General features: G+C 44.7%; 23 protein-coding genes. 5 read left to right on the top strand and 18 right to left on the bottom strand.

The genetic code is table 11. The annotated features are described in order from the left end of the window. Positions 1-53: 53 nt before the first annotated feature. On the bottom strand, positions 54-635 hold the full coding sequence (locus K2225_RS18950; RefSeq protein WP_220586180.1) for a cell wall hydrolase: 582 nt from the start codon (positions 633-635) through the stop codon (positions 54-56). A 137-nt stretch (positions 636-772) separates the two neighbouring features. Next, positions 773-1,210, bottom strand: coding sequence for an OsmC family protein (locus K2225_RS18955; RefSeq protein ID WP_220586181.1), 438 nt, complete (start codon positions 1,208-1,210; stop codon positions 773-775). Between the two features lie 208 nt (positions 1,211-1,418). Between K2225_RS18955 and K2225_RS18960 the strand changes: the two genes are divergently transcribed. Continuing rightward, complete coding sequence (locus K2225_RS18960) at positions 1,419-2,000, top strand: CDP-alcohol phosphatidyltransferase family protein (protein ID WP_220586182.1); 582 nt, start codon at positions 1,419-1,421, stop codon at positions 1,998-2,000. A 13-nt stretch (positions 2,001-2,013) separates the two neighbouring features. On the opposite strand, the gene K2225_RS18965 is transcribed toward K2225_RS18960, so the two are convergent. From K2225_RS18965 to K2225_RS18995, 7 genes are all read right to left on the bottom strand, one after another. Beyond that, positions 2,014-2,700, bottom strand: coding sequence for a Crp/Fnr family transcriptional regulator (locus K2225_RS18965; protein ID WP_220586183.1), 687 nt, complete (start codon positions 2,698-2,700; stop codon positions 2,014-2,016). 56 nt (positions 2,701-2,756) lie between these two features. Beyond that, the gene (gene uvsE / locus K2225_RS18970; protein ID WP_220586184.1) at positions 2,757-3,713 is read right to left on the bottom strand and encodes a UV DNA damage repair endonuclease UvsE; all 957 of its coding nucleotides are present in this window, start codon (positions 3,711-3,713) and stop codon (positions 2,757-2,759) included. 267 nt (positions 3,714-3,980) lie between these two features. Beyond that, complete coding sequence (locus tag K2225_RS18975) at positions 3,981-4,805, bottom strand: aldo/keto reductase (RefSeq protein WP_220586185.1); 825 nt, start codon at positions 4,803-4,805, stop codon at positions 3,981-3,983. 114 nt (positions 4,806-4,919) lie between these two features. Continuing rightward, the gene (locus tag K2225_RS18980; RefSeq protein ID WP_220586186.1) at positions 4,920-5,759 is read right to left on the bottom strand and encodes an SAM hydrolase/SAM-dependent halogenase family protein; all 840 of its coding nucleotides are present in this window, start codon (positions 5,757-5,759) and stop codon (positions 4,920-4,922) included. Between the two features lie 77 nt (positions 5,760-5,836). Further along, positions 5,837-6,325, bottom strand: a complete 489-nt coding sequence (locus K2225_RS18985; protein WP_220586187.1) for a DUF1189 family protein — start codon at positions 6,323-6,325, stop codon at positions 5,837-5,839. Positions 6,326-6,339: 14 nt separating this feature from the next. Next, positions 6,340-6,588 carry a YuzB family protein gene (locus K2225_RS18990; RefSeq protein WP_146818124.1) on the bottom strand — a complete coding sequence of 83 codons (249 nt, stop codon included), beginning with the start codon at positions 6,586-6,588 and terminating at the stop codon, positions 6,340-6,342. A 33-nt stretch (positions 6,589-6,621) separates the two neighbouring features. After that, on the bottom strand, positions 6,622-7,554 hold the full coding sequence (locus K2225_RS18995) for a bifunctional riboflavin kinase/FAD synthetase (RefSeq protein WP_220586188.1): 933 nt from the start codon (positions 7,552-7,554) through the stop codon (positions 6,622-6,624). 143 nt (positions 7,555-7,697) lie between these two features. Between K2225_RS18995 and K2225_RS19000 the strand changes: the two genes are divergently transcribed. Further along, a complete protein-coding gene (locus K2225_RS19000; protein WP_220586189.1) occupies positions 7,698-8,237 on the top strand; it encodes an HD domain-containing protein in 540 nt (179 codons plus the stop codon). 38 nt (positions 8,238-8,275) lie between these two features. Here K2225_RS19000 and K2225_RS19005 read toward each other — a convergent pair whose 3' ends face one another. The 3 genes from K2225_RS19005 to K2225_RS19015 form a co-directional block, all read right to left on the bottom strand. Beyond that, a complete protein-coding gene (locus K2225_RS19005; RefSeq protein ID WP_220586224.1) occupies positions 8,276-9,769 on the bottom strand; it encodes a UDP-N-acetylmuramoyl-L-alanyl-D-glutamate--2,6-diaminopimelate ligase in 1,494 nt (497 codons plus the stop codon). A 265-nt stretch (positions 9,770-10,034) separates the two neighbouring features. Beyond that, on the bottom strand, positions 10,035-12,101 hold the full coding sequence (locus tag K2225_RS19010; RefSeq protein WP_220586190.1) for a heavy metal translocating P-type ATPase: 2,067 nt from the start codon (positions 12,099-12,101) through the stop codon (positions 10,035-10,037). 14 nt (positions 12,102-12,115) lie between these two features. Next, a complete protein-coding gene (locus K2225_RS19015; RefSeq protein ID WP_146818116.1) occupies positions 12,116-12,454 on the bottom strand; it encodes an ArsR/SmtB family transcription factor in 339 nt (112 codons plus the stop codon). A gap of 203 nt (positions 12,455-12,657) precedes the next feature. Between K2225_RS19015 and K2225_RS19020 the strand changes: the two genes are divergently transcribed. Beyond that, complete coding sequence (locus K2225_RS19020) at positions 12,658-13,317, top strand: type 1 glutamine amidotransferase domain-containing protein (protein WP_220586191.1); 660 nt, start codon at positions 12,658-12,660, stop codon at positions 13,315-13,317. Positions 13,318-13,355: 38 nt separating this feature from the next. Here the strand turns inward: K2225_RS19020 and K2225_RS19025 are convergent, their stop codons facing one another. After that, a complete protein-coding gene (locus K2225_RS19025) occupies positions 13,356-13,586 on the bottom strand; it encodes a hypothetical protein (RefSeq protein WP_220586192.1) in 231 nt (76 codons plus the stop codon). A gap of 159 nt (positions 13,587-13,745) precedes the next feature. On the opposite strand from K2225_RS19025, the gene K2225_RS19030 reads away from it, so the two are divergent. Continuing rightward, positions 13,746-14,165 carry a VOC family protein gene (locus tag K2225_RS19030; RefSeq protein ID WP_220586193.1) on the top strand — a complete coding sequence of 140 codons (420 nt, stop codon included), beginning with the start codon at positions 13,746-13,748 and terminating at the stop codon, positions 14,163-14,165. Between the two features lie 46 nt (positions 14,166-14,211). Here the strand turns inward: K2225_RS19030 and K2225_RS19035 are convergent, their stop codons facing one another. The 5 genes from K2225_RS19035 to K2225_RS19055 all read right to left on the bottom strand — a co-directional run bounded on the left by K2225_RS19035 (position 14,212) and on the right by K2225_RS19055 (position 19,510). Continuing rightward, positions 14,212-15,339 (bottom strand): NAD(P)/FAD-dependent oxidoreductase, encoded by a 1,128-nt coding sequence (locus K2225_RS19035; RefSeq protein ID WP_220586194.1) that lies wholly within the window; start codon positions 15,337-15,339, stop codon positions 14,212-14,214. A gap of 689 nt (positions 15,340-16,028) precedes the next feature. Next, the gene (locus tag K2225_RS19040; RefSeq protein ID WP_220586195.1) at positions 16,029-16,247 is read right to left on the bottom strand and encodes a hypothetical protein; all 219 of its coding nucleotides are present in this window, start codon (positions 16,245-16,247) and stop codon (positions 16,029-16,031) included. Between the two features lie 62 nt (positions 16,248-16,309). Next, on the bottom strand, positions 16,310-16,693 hold the full coding sequence (locus K2225_RS19045) for a carbonic anhydrase (RefSeq protein WP_220586196.1): 384 nt from the start codon (positions 16,691-16,693) through the stop codon (positions 16,310-16,312). Positions 16,694-16,776: 83 nt separating this feature from the next. Next, positions 16,777-18,486 carry a DNA-binding protein gene (locus K2225_RS19050; RefSeq protein WP_220586197.1) on the bottom strand — a complete coding sequence of 570 codons (1,710 nt, stop codon included), beginning with the start codon at positions 18,484-18,486 and terminating at the stop codon, positions 16,777-16,779. Between the two features lie 91 nt (positions 18,487-18,577). After that, positions 18,578-19,510: an MBL fold metallo-hydrolase gene (locus K2225_RS19055; protein WP_220586198.1), complete on the bottom strand. Its 933-nt coding sequence runs from the start codon at positions 19,508-19,510 to the stop codon at positions 18,578-18,580. Positions 19,511-19,779: 269 nt separating this feature from the next. Between K2225_RS19055 and K2225_RS19060 the strand changes: the two genes are divergently transcribed. After that, positions 19,780-20,139, top strand: a complete 360-nt coding sequence (locus K2225_RS19060; protein ID WP_255574710.1) for a hypothetical protein — start codon at positions 19,780-19,782, stop codon at positions 20,137-20,139. The last annotated feature ends 13 nt before the right edge of the window (positions 20,140-20,152 follow it).

Consider the following 20,152-nt stretch of genomic DNA (forward strand, 5'->3'; position numbering starts at 1 on the left):
TAGAAAAATCCATAAAAAAACAAGCACCTTCAAAAGGTGCTTGTTTAGACGGTTTATCTTAAGAAAACGTGGTCGCCGATGACTGTAGTCACTTCTTTGCTGCTCAGATAGTCACTTTGCGCTTTATCAGGGTTATAGAAAAATAATGACTCGCGGTCGAACCCTTGATAGGCCACAGCTTCGTTAACCGCACGTTTTGACTCAGCGCTTGCCGGCTGATTAATTGTCCCGTTAAGAACAGGGGAGAACTGAATGCCGTCATAGATTACGCCATTCAATGAATCTGGGAAAAGGTCACTTTCCACACGGTTCAAAACAACCGTGGCAACCGCAACTTTACCAGCGTAGATTTCACCCTTGGCCTCTGCTTCTACTAGTCGGGCGAGTAGATCTTTTTCAGATTCACTAAGAGTAACTGGAAGCTGCAACTGCTCCCCAGGGTGAATCTCTGCATTCGATTTATTGTTCATGGCTTGCAACTGTTTAGCAGAAACACCATGTTTCATAGCTATTTTATAGATTGAATCGCCCTTTTGGACGGTGTGAGTGTTAGCGTGGGCAAAACTTTCGACAGGGAAGGAGAAAGCGAGCAAACTAACGGTAGCTATTCCTGTCAGCATCAATTTTTTGAACATTTAAAATCTACCTCCTTATCAGGTTCCCTAATAAGGTAACATAAGCGGATTGAGAGATTCATTATTAATTCTTTCCATCGTTTCCATGGAAATTTTCAGTATAAAAAGAGGCCCCTAGAGGAGCCTCTTCCCAATTGTTAAGCTTTTTGCCAATCTACATTCAGGGTAACCCCTGCTGCTTTCAGTGTTGTGAAAACAGGACAGCGTTGGTCAACGGTTTTTTGAAGCTCTTCGATACGCTCTTGGGGTTCTGATGTTTCTACTTCCGCTTTAATGTTCACCGTGTCAAAGTAAGGCTTTACATCTGCCGTCCCCATCAACCCTCGCATATCCAGAGTTCCATTGATATCAAACGAAATGCTTTGAAGATCAAAGTTCATTTCCTTCGCCACCATGTTCGCAACGACCGTTTCACAGCCTGCGAGCGAACCTAACATCGTTGCAAGTGGATCAGCACCTTCATCTGTTCCCCCCATTTGCTTCGGTTCATCAATCGTTAATGAATGTTTTCCAGCCTGGATCTCTGATTTCATCCCATGGGACTTACTCGTAATGGATACTTTATGTTCTGACATGTCCGATTCCTCCTTGTTGTTCGTTACAGGGATACTATACACCCTGTTCACTTGTTACAAACCTTCTGTGCTCAACATTGTAATCTGTCTTACATAAGAGGCAGGATAATTCTATTCCCATAGAGCGTGTGCTATCGTCTAAAGGGAGATCAAATAGGGTAAAGTGGTAACAAGACGTTGTTATTATTTGCTAAAGCAGGTGTTTTTTATGCTCGATACACACGCAAGGAAATTCGTTCAGCCGTCCATTGAACGTACCGCTTCTTACTTTCTGCAAAAAGGGCGCACAGCCAACGAGATTACAGTGCTCGCCTTGTTCGTCGGTCTTGCCACAAGTGCACTTTATGTGCTCGGTTTTCCGATTTTGGCGGTTGTATTCTTATGGCTTTCCGGATTTCTGGACGCCGTGGACGGGACGATGGCCAGAAACACAAAAACCTCCCCCTTCGGAACCGTGATGGATATTACATTCGACCGGATCGTTGAAATCGGGATGATTATCGCTATCGCTTATGTTCATCCAGAGGTTTTATGGCCGCTTCTCCTTCTCAGCGTTTCCATTATCGTTTCTATGACCATCTTTTTAGTCGTAGGAGCCGTATCAGAAAAGGCAGGAATCAAATCCTTTTATTATCAAGCAGGGCTTGCAGAGCGAACAGAAGGATTCGTTCTATTTAGCGTGATGCTCTTATTCCCTTCCTTCCTTTTCTGGTCCACGCTTTTGTTCTTTGCCGTTGAATTGTTTACAGGAATCCAGCGGTTCATGGAAGCAAAACGGATATTAAAATAAAACCCATTTTGGCTTATGTAACCACTAAGCCGAGGTGGGTTTTTGTTTTTTCTGCATCGATGGATAATACGTGGTCCTTTTTTAAATAGCCTTCCTTTTTTAAACGACTGATTTCCGCACTTGTCGTTTCCCTTGTCGCCCCAATCATCGTCGCAATGTCCTGATGAGTCAACTTCATCTCAACGGTCTGCCACTCCTGATGACGACGGCCGCTTTTTTCACTAAGCATGAGCAGCAAATATAAAATTCGTTCGCGCACCTCACCTAAAGCAATTTTTTCACTTCTCCTGTAAAAATCGTTCAACTTTGAAGAAAGCAACTGCACGAGACGAAGAGTGATTTTCGGGTACTTTTCCATGAATCGTTCAAACTCTTCCCGGCCCATCAGACAAACATATGTATCGGTCATTGCCTCCGCGTACATTTCATAATCCGTCAGGGTCAGCGTTGAAGCTTCGCCAAAGAGATTCCCGTCTTTCAAAATGTCGAGGGTAAACTGTTTTCCTTCTTTATTTGTCCGATATAATCGGATTTGACCTTTTTTCAATATATATAAATGCTCAGCCGGGTGTTCAGGGGAAAGGATGACTTCCCCCTTCCCTACTTTTTTCATTTCACTGATCGCATCGACATCCATCAGTTCTTCTTTAGTTAACTCTTCAAATAAATTAACTTCTGATAAGAGGGTCTGTTTATCCATCATTCCACCCCTTTCACTACCAACAATATACTTGATTCATAGGCGAGCTTGCAAAACTAAACGTCCAAAGTCGCTTCCCCTACTCGCTTCACACCACGGATGCTCGAGAAGTCTTCGACAAGCTTTAGAAGCGCACGATCCTTTTCTTTCGCTTCAATCATAAAATCAACGGGGGTGTTGAGAGCCTTCAATTCTTTTAAGAGAGGACGAATGAAATCAGCATCCACAAAATCAGCATGACTCCTGTACGCCTTTTCCGATTTTGGCGACGAAATATGAATCTTAGGTGGTAAACCAAGCCTGTCCCACGTTTTATAAAAGCGCGGCAGAATTTCAGACAGCGGCTCATCTTCCGTGTGATTGGCCATGTAATGATGATAGTCGAACATCATGGGGATCTCTTCTTTTTCACAGACATCAAGGGTTTCCGTTGTCGTATACGTTTTATCATCATTTTCGAGTGTCATCTGCTGTTTAATTGGAGCCGGCAATTTCTTTACATTTTCATGAAAACGGGCAACGGCTGCTTGTTTATCCCCATACGCTCCGCCCACATGCAAGTTGATATGAGATTCATTGTGAAGCCCCATCGCTTTAAGCATCGCATAATGGTACTCCATATCCTGGACAGCATTGTCTGTCACATGGGGACGGTCACTTGTAAAAAGGGTGAATTGGTTCGGATGAAAACTCGTGCGCATATTGTGCGCCCGTACCAGTTCGCCGATTTCCTCGAAAAGATGGCGAAAAGGCTCGATGTAATCCCACTCCACCTCATCATGAGTCGCAAGTGGAATGATGGATGAAGAAAAGCGGTACAGATGGATCTCCCTCGCAATGTTGTAATGGATGATTCGACGAGTGCGCTCCAAATTCATTTCCGCAATTTTGTGAAGCTGCTTTATGGCTGCTTCATGCCCCAGCTTCTTATAACGTGCAAATGTCATCGTCTTCGCAGGTGTCGCTTCCCATAGGTCGAGCGCATGCGATACGTAGCCAAACCGGATGATCATACAAAAGCTCCTTTACCGAGTAAATTGATACCTTTATGTTCCCCATATTTGGTGGGAATAACATAAGGGTCGGTTTGCGGAGTGTTGCTGGCGGCTCACTCTTCCTGCGCGTAACTCGCTCAGCAGCATTCCTAAATGGTTAATATCAGGTGGGATGACGCGGGGTTTTATGATCATGATTCCGCTCCTTTCTCCTCTATTAAAATCCATCCTCACTTCTTGGTCCATAAAAAAAAAGACTGCCATCTAAGGGCAGTCTTCCTCTACTTATCGTACGTTCATTTCAGATGGTTTCGGGCCTTTACGCTCGCCACGGTCCAACTTATTAATCGCAGCCATTTCGTCAGCTGTCAGGTCAAAATCAAACACGTCGAAGTTTTCTTCGATGCGGGATGGTGTGACAGACTTCGGAATAACGACCGTGTCGTTTTGCAGGTGCCAGCGGATGATGACTTGTGCTGGTGTTTTGCCGTGCTTTTCAGCGATGGACTGGATTGTATCGTTTTTCAATACTTCTCCACCTTGCATCAACGGGCTCCATGCTTCAAGCAGAATGCCATTGTCGCGGCAGAAGTCTTTCAGTTCGTTTTGTGCCAGGAATGGGTGGCACTCCACCTGGTTGACCGCCGGCTTCACTTCACACTCGTCAAGTAGACGCTGCAAGTGGTCGATATCAAAGTTACATACGCCGATGGCTTTGACTTTGCCATCTTTTTGCAGCTGTTCAAGTGCTTTGTATGTTTCCACGTAATCATCGTATTCTGGTGTCGGCCAGTGGATCAAATAAAGGTCCACATAGTCTAAGCCAAGTTTATCAAGGCTCGTTTCAAAAGCCTTCAATGTATTTTCATATCCTTGGTCTGTGTTCCAGACCTTTGTCGTAATGAACAATTCGTCACGAGCTACACCACTCTGGCGGATCGCTTCACCGACTTGTTTTTCGTTCCCATAAATCGCAGCTGTATCAATCGAACGGTAGCCTGTTTCAATCGCTTTTGTAACGGCTGGAACCGCGTCTTTTTCTTCGACTTGCCAAACACCAAAGCCTAGTTGAGGCATTTCAATGGTGCTATGTAGCGTAACTGTCTTCATTGATCATTCTCCTTTTCTTGTAAAGGTTTTACATGGGTAAGTGTAGCATAGCGAGTCCTCACAAGCTTTCATTTTGCTCATGGACAAGAAAAAACTCCCCGCAGAAGCAGGAAGTTATTTTTCAAAGTGGATGGTCCAATTCGAACCTGTACGAATATTGTAAGCCCTGGCAAATGAGCCTTGGTTGATCGCCACCGCTAAGTTATCAAGGCTGTTCACATAGACGAGCGGCTCGCCTTTATGAGTATCTGCAAACGAGCGTCCGAAGGTCATGGAATTATGATAAACTTCATCTCCATTATGCAAAATAGACACATTCAGGGTGTCTCCATAATGGACTCCCATTTGCTTGAAAAAGTCCCTCGGAATGTTTGTCCAAAGGTTGCCGAAGCGGATATCAAGGATATCAATGATGCCTGAGACTTTAGATTCTTGAATATCAGGATCTTTGACGGAAATCCGCTCAATGGAATGTGGCTTAAGGGCAGGTCCGACTTCTTCAAAGGTGATGACTCCGGCCGCCAGACGTGCTCCGGTATAGGCGTAAACATCTCTGCCATGAAATGTGTAGGACTCTCCGGACCTTGGCAGGCGGTTCACTTTTTCATCGATTTCCCTAACCTCAACGATTCCTTCGGTCCGGGCGATATGGGTCAGTGTTCCATTATCCGGGGTGATGACAAAATGACCGGAACCTGTTTTCACACCAATACTCTTTCGCGTCGATCCTACACCGGGATCGACGACAGAAACGAATACCGTCCCTTCTGTCCAGTAAGCCATCGTCTGCCAAAGTCTGTAAGACCCTTCCCAAATATTGAATGGTGGAATGTCATGCGTCAAATCGAAGATCGACAATTGATGATCTACAGAATGCGCCACCCCATGCATGGCACTTACGGCTCCATCACTGATTCCAAAATCTGATTGCAAAACTAACGCTCTCGTCATCATACCCCCACCTTTTTTCATTAAATAATGAATATTCTAACATATAAAAAAGACAAATAGAAAAAAGTACCCGCAAGAACTCAAGGTTTCGCTGGTACTTTTGGATAAACCGTAATCATCTTATACATGTAAGACACGAAAATCACCATAAAGATGAGGGCGCTGATGGCATTCGGAACGGTTAAATATTTTAATAATACGCTTAAGATCAAAGGCAGTGTACAAGCATAGGCAGTCAACTTCCACAACTGCTGGTATGCAAGCTTCCGGGAAAGAGCTTTTCGCATCAGCAGGCTTCCACCGGCAAGAATGGATACTCCGACAAGGATAAGAAAAACAATCAGCAGAGGATAGAAAACGAGAAACTGTGTAATGTACATCCCCCGTGATACCTCTGTCAGATTCGTCTCCAAATACAAAATCGATGTAACCATGTCCGGTAAAAACAGGAGCAGTAGCAATACGAACAAATAACCGATTGTATGGGTGATGCCTTTCCGGTTCAAGTGGAACATTGCTTCTTTTTTCGGCAAACGTAAGCTGTTGATTAGTGAATCCAAAAAACCCATCGTCTTCCCCTGCCTTACTCAGCGTAAATTGCTAATTCTTCTTCGATTTTCGTACGGATTTTCTGCAATGCTTCTTCGGGCGTCTTTCCAAATACCCGCTGGTTGTTAACAAGCGCGTAAGGACGGAGGGCACACATGCCGCAGAAGGATAGGCATTCACTAATGAGTACCGCCACTTCCGGGTATTCGGATTCAATGATACTTTCGATATCCATTTCATTGATTAAGTTCCCATCACAAACTTCAACAACGACAATTCCCATGGTGCTTCCTCCTTTCTAAGGTGTCAGTATGATTTATAGGCCTAAAATCGCTCGTGCGTCTTTTTCATCCTGGTGCATTTGTTCGATCAATGCATCCATTCCGTCGAAATTCTCCTCATCGCGCATGTGGCGTAAGAATTGGACGGTCACTTTATGGTCATAAAGGTCGCCGGAAAAATCCAGAAGGTAAGCTTCCACTTTATAAGAATCACCGTTGACCGTTGGACGATAACCGGCACTAATCAACGTGTAATAGTATTCAGGGGCTTCCTGTACTTTTTTGACAAGGCCGAGGTAGACTCCTGGTTTCACTTTGACATATTCATCAATCCCGCCGACGTTCAATGTCGGAAAGCCTAATTGTCTGCCAAGCTGCTCCCCTTTCTCCACGACTCCTGTGATCTCAAAAGGTCGTCCAAGCATCGCCTGAGCAGCTTCCATTCGTCCTTGTGTCACATGCGTGCGGATATCCGTACTGCTCACTTTTCTGTCATGAAGCTGGACACCTGGGACGATTGAGACACCAGCACCGATTTGCTGACACAGTTCTGCCAGCCCTTCAGCGTCCGACCCTCTCCCTTTACCGAAGCGGAAGTCCTCCCCGACGATCACATGACGGACGTTCAATCGGCTCAAGTGCTGAAGCACGAATTCTTCAGGAGATGTCTTTGCGTATTCTTTTGTAAAATGGACGTGATAATAACGATCGACACCGAACTGCTCCAAGCGGGTTTGACGGTCTTCAATCGTTGATAATGAATATTTGAATGATTCATCGCCTCTCAGGACCCATTTCGGGTGATCAGAAAAACCGTACACAGCGATTTTATCTTCCTCTGTCGCCAGCCTTTCTGCTTCCTGCAATAGAGACTGATGCCCTAAATGCACACCATCCATCTTCCCGATGATCAATACGACGGGCTCTGAGTTGTGAGGCGGTTGTCCTTGTACTTCAATCATTTCCATTTGCAAAGCATCCCCTTCAACCTGTTGATTAAACCTATTAATTATATAATATCCATTCTTATTTAATCAAGCTTTATCACTTTTTGCAATCATTCTGCCCCTTTATTTGTTATGATGAACAAAAAAGAAGGGGCGGGTCGTCGATGATTGAAAAAGCGAAAGCATTCGCAGCTAAAGCCCATGAGGGGCAAAAGCGTAAAAACTCTTCGGAAGACTATGTGGTCCATCCCATCCGGGTTGCGGCTCTTTTGGAACATGCAGGCTTTCGTGAAGAAGTGATTAGTGCCGGATACCTCCATGATGTGGTTGAAGATACTTCCTACACTTTAAAGGATATTGAACGTGAATTCGGTTTGGACATCAAAAATCTCGTCGCCGCTCATACTGAAGATAAAAGCAAGTCATGGAAAGAACGAAAACAGCATACAATCGAGACAGTCAGGGAAGGTTCGTTTGAATTGAAAGCGTTGATTGTAGCTGACAAGCTGGATAACTTACGCTCTCTGCAAAAAGACATAGAAACCTATGGCAACGAAGTCTGGAATAACTTTAACGCAGGTGCCCATGCACAAAAATGGTACAACCAATCCATCGTCGAAGGAATGACAAACGGACTGAAATCTGAAGAGGTCCCGGGTTATTTTGATGAGTATAAACAACTCGTTGAACAAACGTTTGATTAACAGGAAAAATCCAGTCTCTGTGACCGAGACTGGATTTTTTATTGAGCGACCGATGGAAAAAAGCTCTCTATAATTTTTTCATCCGAATGAGGAATCTCTTCTCCTTTGACGATTTGCGAATTGTTGATGCAGCCACTCGTCAAAAGAATAATATCTCCTTCTTCTCCCAACTGCATGGCTTTACGAACGCCTTCTTCCCTGGTCAATGTTGGGTGAATATTTGAAGCGCTTGGATCACTAAACCCAGTCAACACCTGATCAACCACGGCTTGAGGATCATGATAACCCGGGTGATCCACCGTGACAATCACTTCATCCGCTTTTCCTTCAATCGCTTTCGCCATCTTCGGCATTTTATTGAAATCCCGAATGCCAATGCCTGCAATCATAACGATTAAACGTCTATAATCAAGCTTCTTAACCTCCTCCAGCAGCCTGTTCAAGGCTACGGGAGTATGCGCGTAATCTAAAATTACTTTTTGGTTCAGAGGCGTTTCGATGACCTGAAATCTTCCTTCAGGCCCTTCCAAGTTTGGAAGCACATCCAATACTTCTTTCCAAGAGTAATTCAGATGGAAGGCCGTAGCGATTGCAGCCAGTACGTTCGCAACATTGTAGGTTCCATAGACGGGAACGTAGACTTTTTTCGTATCACCCTCATAGGTAAGATCGAACAAAGATCCCTTTTCCATCACTTCAATGTTGGCTGCTGACAAATCAGCCTGCGGATGACCTTCAATACTATATGTGAGAAGACCCTCATTCCCCATCGCTAACAGCTCAGGAGCCATGCCTTCATCATCAATATTCACAACACGGTGATCCGCCTGGTTGAACAAACGCATTTTACATTCCCTGTAGTGATCGATCGTCCGGTGGTATTCCAAGTGCTCTTCAGAAAAATTCGTATGAACAGCTACATCATATTGAATGCCCTCCACTCTGCATTGATCGAGAGCAATGGAAGAAACCTCCATGACTGCGGCGTGATCATCCAAATTTCTTAAGTCACGAAAAATCCTGTGCAGATCCATAGACTCAGGCGTTGTCGGCGTACTCTTCTTATATTCCAACTTCCTTTTTGAAGACCATATCCCTGTCGTTCCGATCGAACCTGTAGGAAGACCGAGCAAAGTCAACAAAGATCGTACATAAGCCGTAACAGTCGTCTTGCCGTTCGTTCCGGTGACCCCGATGGTTTTGAGTTCTTCATCTGCAAAGCCGAAGAAATCCTTCGAAAAAACAGACATGACGGAACGAACATTGTCTACAAGTAAGAAAGTAGTACGGTCATAGATCTTTGAAAGCTCGTCCAGCACCTTTTCATCACTGCCGATAATTGTGGCAGCTCCCAGTCCAATGGCTTCTTCGATATATTCATGCCCATCAAAGTTATCCCCTTTCAAACAAAAAAAAGCGGCTTCTGGTTCGACTCTTTTGGAATGAAAAGCAAGAGTTCTGACCTCTTGTTGAAGGGGGCCGTAAATATGTTTGATATGAAGTTTTTTTATATGTTCGAATTGTATCTTCATAGCCATTATCCTCACTCTTTATATATGGTTTATCGTCGTCTTTTCTTAGCAAAAGTATGTATTACAGACAGGTGGTTTTGACGGAAACAAAGCCACTATTTACCGTACGACCATGAGGTACGTTTCCCTTAATCTACCTCTTCGCAAACGCAAAAGACACCCTTAAAACAAAAAGGGTCCACTAAGCCTAGATTTCTTCCAAATAAAACCACACCAGGTTACCCATTATTTGGATGACCTGGTGTGGAAAAATATCAATATCCAATCATTTATCTTTCATGAGGAGGATGGTCAGGCTGATGAGTGTGACGAGAATCGTTGCCCCCATGTCAGCCAATATGGCGAACCATAAGGTAAGCCATCCTGGAATCGTGAGAAGAAGAGCGATCACCTTCAACCCAAGGGCAATTCCAATGTTCCATTTCACGACAGCATTCACACGTTTTGCGACCCTGAAAGCATTCGGCAACTTACCGAGGTGGTCCTGCATAAGAACAATATCGGCGGTTTCAATTGCACTGTCCGTACCTTTCCCCATCGCAATTCCTAAATCAGCCATCGCAAGAGCAGGCGCATCATTAATCCCGTCTCCAATCATGGCGAGTTTGGAATGTCTTTTTAATTCCTCGACTTTTTCTACTTTCTGATCCGGCAAAAGCTGCGCATGGACATCAGTGACACCAATCTCTGCAGCCACCTTTCCAGCCGTTTTTTCATGGTCACCGGTCAACATGATGGTGTGCTTGACTCCTAAGGAATGAAGACGTTTCATTAGTGTCCGACTTTCTTCACGTACTTCATCCGCTACTCCGAACATCCCAAGCACTTCTTTTTCATCAGAAACAATCACAAGGGTGAACCCATCTTCCTTGAGCTTGTTAATGTCTGCTTTCACCTTTTCTGAGACCGTTAAATGCGTCAGCGTCTGTTCGCTTCCCACATAGTACGTCTTTTCATCAATGACCGCTCTAACGCCTTTCCCGGGAATCGTATCCACAGAAGAAGGCTCCACTGAAGCTGCTTTTTGAACGCGCTTCTCCTCAAGAATTGCCTTCGCAATCGGGTGAGAGGAATTTCTTTCAACGGCATAAGCCACAGAGAAGAATCTCTCTTCCTCATAAGCATTCACTTCGTGGACCTTTGGCTCTCCTTTTGTAAGTGTACCTGTCTTATCAAAAGCAATGCTTTCGATTTTGCCAAGCTGTTCAAGAAAAGCACCGCCTTTAACAAGAATGCCGTTCCTGGCATTTTTGGTGATTCCTGATAAAATTGCAATCGGCGAAGACAAGATCAGGGCACAAGGACAACCGACTATAAGGACCGCCAGTCCTTGATAAAATGACTCTCCCCAAGAAGCAGAGAGAAGTAAAGGTGGAATGACCATCACAAAGCCGGAAATGACCATAATCAGCGGCGTGTAATATTTAGCAAATCGGTTGATGAAAAGCTCTGTTGGTGTTTTTCTCTCCTGCGCTTCTTCCACCAATTGAAGAATTTTAGCGAGGGATGAGTCGTTGTAGGCTTTCGCGATTTCTATTTTTAACAATCCTTCATTATTGATACTTCCACCAAACAGCTTTTCACCAGGCTTTTTGTCTACGGGCAGTGATTCTCCTGTGATGGCTGATTCATTGACAGAGCTGTAACCAGCCACAACCACACCGTCTGATGGTATTTTCTCACCTGCCTTGACGAGGACAAGGTCTCCCTCTTGTAAGTCTTCAATTCCTACAACTTCTTCCCTACCATCAGAGAGAAGTCTTGTCGCCTGTTTAGGTGCGACCTTCAACAATTGCTCCATTGAACTCCGTGCCTTTTCCATTCCGAGACCTTCCAAATATTCGTTCAAACCAAACAGTATGGCGACAAGGGTGGCTTCTTTCCACTCTCCGATGGCCACAGCCCCGACAAGAGCAATCGTCATCAGCGTATCGATATTAAACTTCAATCGGAATAAATTTTTCAAGCCTTTCCAGAACGTCTGATAACCACTGATCGCAATCGCAGCCAAATACATGCCGATCATGACGAATGGGCCGACCACCCCTTCTAATAAAAAGGTCGCACCGAAGATGAGCGAGGAAATAATGACGAGCTGCTTCATGTTCGGACCATGGCTGTGATCGTGGGCTCCTTCATCATCGACGAGAGAAGCGCCGTCAGATTTCAGTATCCGGCGTACTTTCTCCATATCGACTCCATCTTGAACTTTTAACTTGCTGGATGAGAATTGAAGCTCAGACTTTTCCCCATGATCGAGCTTTCTAATCTCCTCTTCCATCTCTGCTGCGCAATTTGCACAGGATAATCCTTGCAGTTTGTATTCCTTCATTCTCTTTCTCCCCTTTAATGGTGAAGAGCGTGATTGATGGTTTGTTGCAAAAGATCGATGACGTGTTCATCATCGTGGGAATAAAATAATGTCGTACCCGCTCTTCGATACTTCACCAAGCGTAAATTCTTCAGAAACCGCAGCTGGTGGGAAACGGTCGATTGGCGAAGTTCTAATGTATCAGCGATTTGATTGACAGACATTTCTTGTTCACATAGTAAATGTAGAATCCTAATTCTTGTCGGATCGGATAACGCCTTGAATGTTTGAGAAACGACAAACAATGTCTCTTCATCCAATTCATTGACGTGCTTTTTCTCCTGATCCTCTGGTTTATTTTTATCATCACTCATGAAATCGACACCCTCCTTATATGCACATATATTCATATATACAGTTATGGTATGCGCAGCATTCCATTTTGTCAATGTGTGCTCGCCCATGTTTTATCTATTTAGAAACGGGAAAATTAATCTATGTGCGACAAAGCAGAATGTTTGGCACTCTCAATTTTTAAATACTACAATGATACCCACTACCAAAAAGGAGGACAATCATGTCTAAAAAAGTATTAATGGTCGTTACGAACCACGAAAAAATCACGGATGAGCAACCGACAGGAATTTGGTTATCCGAATTTGGCGAAGCCTATAACGAGTTCCAAAAACACGGCTATGAAGTGACAGTAGCAAGCCCGGAAGGCGGCCGCTCACCTGTCGATCCAGGTAGTGTCAGTGAGGATGAACCACAAGAGATTTTAGATACAAAACCACATTTAGAAAATACAACACCGCTAGCCGATGTAGAAGCGGAAGACTATGATGCCATCTTCTTACCAGGCGGTCACGGAACGATGTTTGACTTTCCAGATAATGAAAAACTTCAAAAACTGCTTCGTAACTTTTATGAAGCGGATAAAATCGTGGCAGCCGTCTGCCACGGTCCCGCAGGGCTTGTAGGAGCTACATTATCTAACGGTGAACCGCTAGTTAAAGGAAAACGCGTCAATGCATTCACTGACGCTGAAGAAGTGGAAACAACACTAGATCAACACATGCCATTCCTACTTGAGAGCAAGCTGAATGAGCTGGGAGCAACATTCATGAGCGGTCCAAACTGGTCAGAGCATTATGAAGTGGATGGGAACCTGATTACCGGTCAGAACCCTCAATCCACTGAAGTCGTTGCTAAAGAAGTCGTTAAACAGCTCAATTAATATGTAAAGGGGTCCTGTGCCACAGGGCCCCTTTTTCATTATTCATCGTCGTCTTTCCAACGGCCGAACAAATACGCGTACAGCTTTTGGGCTACACACACAAATGAAGCAAGCCAGAAAATCAACAACCCGATGACGATCAACCCTTTAATCCACGTCAATCCCGTAACAATGGTAAAGATGGATGTTCCGAATAAAAGGAGAGTTACAACCACATGCATTACAGCAGATGACAGGATTTTGAAACTATTGCTGATCCAGGCAGGCATAGAAAATCACCTCCTGCTCTACTTTATGTGATAGAGAAAAATCAGCTTGTACGTTTGATAGATTCTGTAAAAAAGGGCTATTATTGAGGGGCGTCTGACAGATGCTTAGGCGTTCATATGTTAAAATGGTTCTCACACTGGCAGCAGAGGAGAATGAACGTGGAAAAAAGACTGGATCATATTGGAGTCGCTGTCCGCAACATTGAAGACAGCATCACATTTTATACGAACGTCCTCGGGGGCACTTTGATCGACCGTTACCGCAGTGAAGCGAAAGGCGTAGAGAGTGAAATTGCAATTATTGATATTAAAGGAGACCGTACAGAATTATTGATGCCGACGAATAATACGACTTCCCCCATCGCTCGCTTCATTAAGCAAAAAGGGAAAGGGGTCCACCACATCGCCTATGATGTCGGCAATTTGGATCAGGCGCTGAAAGAATTAGAAGGAGAAGGGATCCGCACTTTGGAATGGTCTTTACGTACCAACAAACACGGACGCCGCCTTATCTATTTAAATCCAGCCGATACAGAAGGAACGATCATAGAGTACTGTGACTATCCCGACAAACCATAAAAAATCCTTGCAGCTTTATTGGCTGCAAGGATTTTTTGTTGGGAGATTATTTATTAGATCCAAGCGCTTCCGACACGTCATAATCCGCCGGATCCAGTTCGGTTTCTTTTCCAAGTACCAACCGCGCAAGTTCTGCACCAACATAGGGGCCGGAGGTAAGACCGGAAGCCCCCAGGCCATTGGCGACATATAAGTTTGACCATTCAGGGATGCCACCGAAAACAGGTAGAGACCCAGGTGTAAACGGACGGAAGCCGACACGCGTCTCAGCAAAGGTACTGTCGTAAAGTCCTGGAGCGACTTCCAAGGCCTTATCAAACACATAATGAAGACCACCTACGGTCGAGCGTCCATCGAAACCTGCATCGGTTTCATGAGTGGCACCAATAACAACACGACCGCCCCCGAAGGAAAGCATGTACTGATTGTTCGGTGGCATAATGACAGGCCAATTTTCCGTTTCCGTATTTGGTAGATCCAGATGAACGATTTGTGCTTTTTGTGGGTGGACGAGAAAATCAATCCCTAGTGGCTTAAGGATGGGTTTTGCCCACGAACCAGCTGTCACGATCACTTCATCCGCTTGATGACGTACGCCGTCCACTTCGACGGCGGTCACCTTCTGTCCTTGATGAATAAGGCTCGCATCTCCATGGATCCTTTCCACCCCATGTTTCTCAGCTACTCGAAGAAGGGCATCTCTCAACTCACGTCCATTGACGCGGGCCGCCCCACTGACATGGATCGCATCATAACCTTCCGCGAGCGGCGGAAACATTTTTCTCGCTTCTTCTGAAGAAATCCTAGTGATTTCCCCGATTTCAGGTGCGCCATCTTCTCTCCGCTTTAATGCACGTTCGATCGTTTTTTCTAATTTCGCTTCATCCCTTTGGAGACTAATTGCCCCCACGCGACGATATCCTGTATGTTTTTCTCCTTCCGCTTCAAGCTGGCGGATCAGTTCAGGATAATAACGAGCGCCGCCTTTGACGAGCCGGTACCAGCGCTTATTGCGGCGTTGAGCGAGCCACGGGCACACGATTCCAGCTGCCGCTTCAGTCGCCTGTCCTTCATCTTTGCGGTCAATGATTTTCACATCGACGCCTTCTTTTGCTAAGTGATAAGCCGTGGATGCGCCCAGCACGCCCCCGCCGACAACGATATATTTCTTCATAGGTAAACACCTTTTCATTCGTATTTTCATTTCCATGACCATTGTATAAAAAAAGAAACCTCCACTCAAATCCCTATTCGATTTTATGGAAGGATTATGGACGGCTCGGTTTCGAGACTTTTGTGGGAGTTTAGGGCTCCGGGAAAAGGTCCGCTTTCCGTGGGCGAGTGATGAGCCTCCTCGAGCTAACGCTCTGCCGGGTCTCATCTACTACGCACTTCCCACAGGAGTCTCACCGTTTCCCTCCGCCCCCTTGCCATATGAGTCTCGAAACCACATCTAGAATATGAAGTCATTCAGCTTATTGAGTATAAGGTTAGAACTCTCTTGCCCAGGTAATTGAATCATGACAGTTTGATACAGAGCGCTTTATGCTTCTAAAAATGGGATAGTGGAAGACAATCCAATTGGGTAAAGGGGTTCATTTTTCACATACATTGAATGGGGTGGTTGGGAAGCTCGCCACTCCGCAAAGGAATGTACTCTTTCATTCCTTTGCGGTTCTGCTTATGACGCGAGTGTCGGGGCGATGGAGCTAGACGAGTAGCTTCCCAACCATCCCTTACGCTCCACCTGGCAAACGAATTCCGGTTATCTCGAAACTGAATCTTCAAGAAACAGAAGCTTTAGTGGAAAATAGGAGCCAAAGGAAAACCCCGAAGTGTGAACTTCGGGGTTTTCCTTTGAAATTACTTATTTAAATTACAAAGATAGGCGTAACAAGCTTCGATGTTGCTGACGCAATCATGAATGCCGTCACTTTCAATTTCAATAAGAGCAAAAGGATTCAAGGTAATGGTATAGGAGGCAATGCTTATTTTCGGGTTCTCCTCCGTTAAAGTCTGCAGTTCTTCATAAACCGGATCCCGCTCTTTTTCAACGAAATCAAACCAACTCGCTTGCTCCATACCGCCACTCCTTCGCGAATGTTCTACTAAAGAACTATTCGCCATAAGGAAGAAAAATCCTCTTATTCTGTGATCACTTCTACTTCCCACTGGTCGTTGACGTATAGGCCAATGGCATCCACATTGAAGCCCCATGACTTCACAAGGTCTACAGATTCCTTAATTTGACCGGCTTTCACATCACGATCAACAGGGTTACCGGCACAATTGTAGTGGCCGACAACAGCCACAACGCCAGACCCGTGCTTGTCTACAGAAATGCCAATTTTCGTTTTGACAGCATTCAGCTGATCTTCAGTGCCTTCCAACAAGAACTTGGTCGGGCCTGCTTCTGTAATCATGTCGATATATTCCGTACCATAACGTTCCTGCATCCAGTGGATGACGGGAAGCTGCACACGTCCATCCATACAATTAATTGCTGTTGCGAATGTTTTTTCTGCCATAAAAAATCCCTCCACTATTAAATTTCTATATTTATTTTATCATAACAAAAAAGCAGCAGGAGTGGGTGCCCTGCTGCTTTTTATCAATTGATGCCTTGAATCTGCATTTCTTCTACAGTTGCTGTTCCATTATCACGAATACGCGCCTGAATATTTACTTGATCTCCCTCTTTCAGGAAAATGGCGAGAGGGGCTTTACTCGTATTGACCGTATAGATAGTCGTTTCCCCTTCTAATAAAAATTGAACAGACTGCCTGGAGTCGGTAGAAGTAACTAGAACGCGGTTGATTGTTCCTGACTTCTCCGTCAAATCGACACCTTGGCTTCCCTCCACGCTGCTTGGGTCCTGGGCGATTTGCAGACGATAGGCGTTCAACGTCTGTTTGGCCGTGTCTCCAAATACAGCAAAGTCTGAATCGGCTGCCTTAATGTATGCATACTGCTTGAACAATCCATTCGGATCTAGCACGTTTACAATCCATGTCGGATGACCATCTACGTTATAGAGGACCGGCATCGTTCCTGTCCAGTTTTTCTCAGGATACTGTTTGTTGACGATCTGTACAGCTCCTTTGCTGTCCATGATCCCCTGATTTTGCTGGCCGTTGTAGTATGTCAGTTCTCCTGTCCGGGCATTGATTAACGTATAACCAAGGGCAGAATCAATATTTTCCTTCGGTGAGGCCATATCCGTGAAGTAGAACATTTCACCCGCTTCATTGAATATCGGTGTCACACTGCTTTCAGTCCCCGACTCATTCGGGATCTTTACATCTTTTTTTCCAAAGATCGAATTCAACCAGCCATTTACATACTTACCAAAGTACTCATTTTCAATCGCTGCCAGTTCTGAGCTTACCGACCCTTCCACGAAGTCAGGAGCATCGGAAGATTCAAACGTTTCGACGTCACCGGATACGGGGTCGACAATGGCCACTTTGATATCCTTCATATCCGGGCGGTTGGAAAACAGCAACGGCTTATAGATTGTTTGGACATACCATGGTTTGCCTTCGTCATCGACTTCAATTTGCGCTTCTCCACTTTGGATATAATCCGGATGTTTCCCATAGACGACACGCTGCACATTGTGATTGAAGAAACTTGAGTTTGTGTACCTCATTTTGCTCTGTACAAACTCCGGCTGCGCATTGATATTCGTTGCTGTAATCGTAAAGTATCCTTCTGTTTCTTTTCCTCGCAAGTAACGCCAGAAACTTGAAAACTCTACCGGTGCTACATAAGAGATTTCACCATCAATTCGCTGGGCCTGTAGTTTACCTAAATCATAGAATTGCGTATTGGGAACGACACTCATCGCTTTTTGCACCTTGTTCCGTGCTGATTCAGGTGCTACAGAAATGGGCGTGTTTTCTTCATTCAAAGGACGAGCTTCCTCTTCCTCTGATTTAGAAATGCTGTCATAGCTGTCCTCCAAAGCCAGAATGCTGTAAATGAAAACACCAATCACCGCGACCGCTACACCTAAAATTACGATTCCTGACAGTGAACGGTGCATCGTTTGATATTGCACCGGTACTTTGGCTCCTCCATACACTAAAGGAACAAACAAAACAGCGACAATCACATTAAGAATCAACATATTCGGTACCGTAATCGTCGGCATGAACGCATAAACGACGAAGAACATTACGATGATCCCGAAAACCAGGACTCCCAATGCCGTTTTCATGATTTTCTTTCTTCTCATTCGATTTTTTACATAGACGATGATTGACAACGCCAAAAATAATAGAAAAGATAAGACCGTTGTCATGACTATTCCAATCATTATGTATCCCCCTTTTTTCTCCTTATTTCTTACGTTTGAATCTTCCGTTATGTTTCAATTATATGTTCAATCATGAGAAAAAGCAGAACAATTACGTTCTGCTTTTCTTTTTCAAGTAGTCGGCAAGGCCCATGGAACATACTTCTATATCTAATTTGAGAATATCATAGACCTTATGATCCTTCGGAATTCCTTTTTCATCTAAAAAGGACGATACACGATCATGAAGACGCTGTTGAACACCATCCAATCCTAGGCCCTGCTCTAAGGCATCCTTCGCTTCACTCACAAAAACAGGGACCCAGTCAGTGACTTGGTCAAACGTTTGATCAGGATGCTCCGTCTTGCCGAAGTGACCGAAATAAAGACAAGAAGGGTTCATATCCCGAAAACGACGGATGCACGCAACCATTGCATCTGGATCGAACTGGTTTGGTGAAGTTGTTGGCAAATAAAAAGTCAGTCCATGATCTTCGGTCTGATGATACCGGATCCCTGCCGTATCCCCAGTGAAGATTCCATTACTCTGTGAATCATGAATACCAAGATGGTGCTTCGCATGTCCTGGAGTGTCGTAAAATGTGAGTTTACGATTCTGGGAAAGCAAAAGCGTATCTCCGTCTGTCTTTGTTTCCAGTTTCTCTTCCGGTATAGGAAGAATCGGGTCGAACAATTCATCAAACGTTTCTCCATACACCGCCTTCGCTCCTTGAATCAAACGTGAAGGATCTGCGAGGTGCCGTTTCCCTTTTTCATGAACAATGACCTGCGCATTGGGACATTCTTGCAAAAGCAGCCCAGCACCACCTGCGTGATCCAAATGGATATGCGTCAAAACTACATACGCTACTTTTTCTTTGGGAATCTTCAGCTCTTCCAAACCAGCAAGTACTCTCGGCACAGAAGGACTCGGACCCGTTTCCACGAGTGTAATGTCATCCCCTAACAAAACATATGTACCTGTTCGTCCTTCAAATCCCATATCATAACCATCAATCAAAAACACATCATTTCCTAAATCCATCGGCGCTCTCTTTTTCAATTCCTTCACCTCACCTTATGAATTATCTCTAGTGTACTAGAATTTAACAAATAATGATAACGCTTTCTTAAATGGCCGTTCCGCTTCTCATTGTTTTATATAAGCTCCCTTTAGTTAAAGAAGCAACTTCGAGACTTTTGTGTTAAGGGAGCGGTGGTTGGTAAAACGGCTCGCCTTAAAAAACTCAAAAGAAATGGATGGTCACACTTTTTGGGCTGGGTGAATATCATGGTCTTGAGGAGATGGTTAAAATGACAGAAGAACGAAAAATGCACCAACAAGGTCATACGCAGCCTTCCTATGAGCAGTGCAATAAAATGAAGTATTATCATGTCATGGTCCAAACCAAGGACGGGCAAAGCTTTGATGGAATCATCACCGATGTAAACAACGACAAGCTGACAATCTTAATCAGCGAAGACGTCATGGTCGATGAGAACGGAAATGCTATGGATGAACGTCAATATGGATACGGACGCCGTCGTGCACGTCGCTTCCGTCGTCGAACTTTTCCACTAGCCGGCCTTGCTACATTAGCGCTTTTTCCATACTTGGCAAGTCCGTACCCCTATTACTACCCTTACCCATACGGATACCCTTACTACTACTAAGCGATCCACGTTC

Source organism: Halobacillus sp. Nhm2S1 (genome assembly GCF_019599545.1).
Lineage (GTDB): Bacteria > Bacillota > Bacilli > Bacillales > Halobacillaceae > Halobacillus.

What these genes read in the sequence shown, in the direction of transcription:
- K2225_RS18950 (WP_220586180.1), bottom strand. Translation starts at nt 635, where the DNA reads ATGTTCAAAAAATTGATGCTGACAGGAATAGCTACCGTTAGTTTGCTC.
- K2225_RS18955 (WP_220586181.1), bottom strand. Translation starts at nt 1,210, where the DNA reads ATGTCAGAACATAAAGTATCCATTACGAGTAAGTCCCATGGGATGAAA.
- K2225_RS18990 (WP_146818124.1), bottom strand. Translation starts at nt 6,588, where the DNA reads ATGGGAATTGTCGTTGTTGAAGTTTGTGATGGGAACTTAATCAATGAA.
- K2225_RS19045 (WP_220586196.1), bottom strand. Translation starts at nt 16,693, where the DNA reads ATGGCAGAAAAAACATTCGCAACAGCAATTAATTGTATGGATGGACGT.
- K2225_RS18980 (WP_220586186.1), bottom strand. Translation starts at nt 5,759, where the DNA reads ATGATGACGAGAGCGTTAGTTTTGCAATCAGATTTTGGAATCAGTGAT.
- K2225_RS18960 (WP_220586182.1), top strand. Translation starts at nt 1,419, where the DNA reads ATGCTCGATACACACGCAAGGAAATTCGTTCAGCCGTCCATTGAACGT.
- K2225_RS19025 (WP_220586192.1), bottom strand. Translation starts at nt 13,586, where the DNA reads ATGCCTGCCTGGATCAGCAATAGTTTCAAAATCCTGTCATCTGCTGTA.
- K2225_RS18985 (WP_220586187.1), bottom strand. Translation starts at nt 6,325, where the DNA reads ATGGGTTTTTTGGATTCACTAATCAACAGCTTACGTTTGCCGAAAAAA.
- K2225_RS19060 (WP_255574710.1), top strand. Translation starts at nt 19,780, where the DNA reads ATGACAGAAGAACGAAAAATGCACCAACAAGGTCATACGCAGCCTTCC.
- K2225_RS19035 (WP_220586194.1), bottom strand. Translation starts at nt 15,339, where the DNA reads ATGAAGAAATATATCGTTGTCGGCGGGGGCGTGCTGGGCGCATCCACG.
- K2225_RS19055 (WP_220586198.1), bottom strand. Translation starts at nt 19,510, where the DNA reads ATGGATTTAGGAAATGATGTGTTTTTGATTGATGGTTATGATATGGGA.
- K2225_RS19050 (WP_220586197.1), bottom strand. Translation starts at nt 18,486, where the DNA reads ATGATTGGAATAGTCATGACAACGGTCTTATCTTTTCTATTATTTTTG.
- K2225_RS19040 (WP_220586195.1), bottom strand. Translation starts at nt 16,247, where the DNA reads ATGGAGCAAGCGAGTTGGTTTGATTTCGTTGAAAAAGAGCGGGATCCG.
- K2225_RS19005 (WP_220586224.1), bottom strand. Translation starts at nt 9,769, where the DNA reads ATGAAGATACAATTCGAACATATAAAAAAACTTCATATCAAACATATT.
- K2225_RS19020 (WP_220586191.1), top strand. Translation starts at nt 12,658, where the DNA reads ATGTCTAAAAAAGTATTAATGGTCGTTACGAACCACGAAAAAATCACG.
- uvsE (WP_220586184.1), bottom strand. Translation starts at nt 3,713, where the DNA reads ATGATCATCCGGTTTGGCTACGTATCGCATGCGCTCGACCTATGGGAA.
- K2225_RS18995 (WP_220586188.1), bottom strand. Translation starts at nt 7,554, where the DNA reads ATGGAAATGATTGAAGTACAAGGACAACCGCCTCACAACTCAGAGCCC.
- K2225_RS18965 (WP_220586183.1), bottom strand. Translation starts at nt 2,700, where the DNA reads ATGGATAAACAGACCCTCTTATCAGAAGTTAATTTATTTGAAGAGTTA.
- K2225_RS18975 (WP_220586185.1), bottom strand. Translation starts at nt 4,805, where the DNA reads ATGAAGACAGTTACGCTACATAGCACCATTGAAATGCCTCAACTAGGC.
- K2225_RS19000 (WP_220586189.1), top strand. Translation starts at nt 7,698, where the DNA reads ATGATTGAAAAAGCGAAAGCATTCGCAGCTAAAGCCCATGAGGGGCAA.
- K2225_RS19015 (WP_146818116.1), bottom strand. Translation starts at nt 12,454, where the DNA reads ATGAGTGATGATAAAAATAAACCAGAGGATCAGGAGAAAAAGCACGTC.
- K2225_RS19010 (WP_220586190.1), bottom strand. Translation starts at nt 12,101, where the DNA reads ATGAAGGAATACAAACTGCAAGGATTATCCTGTGCAAATTGCGCAGCA.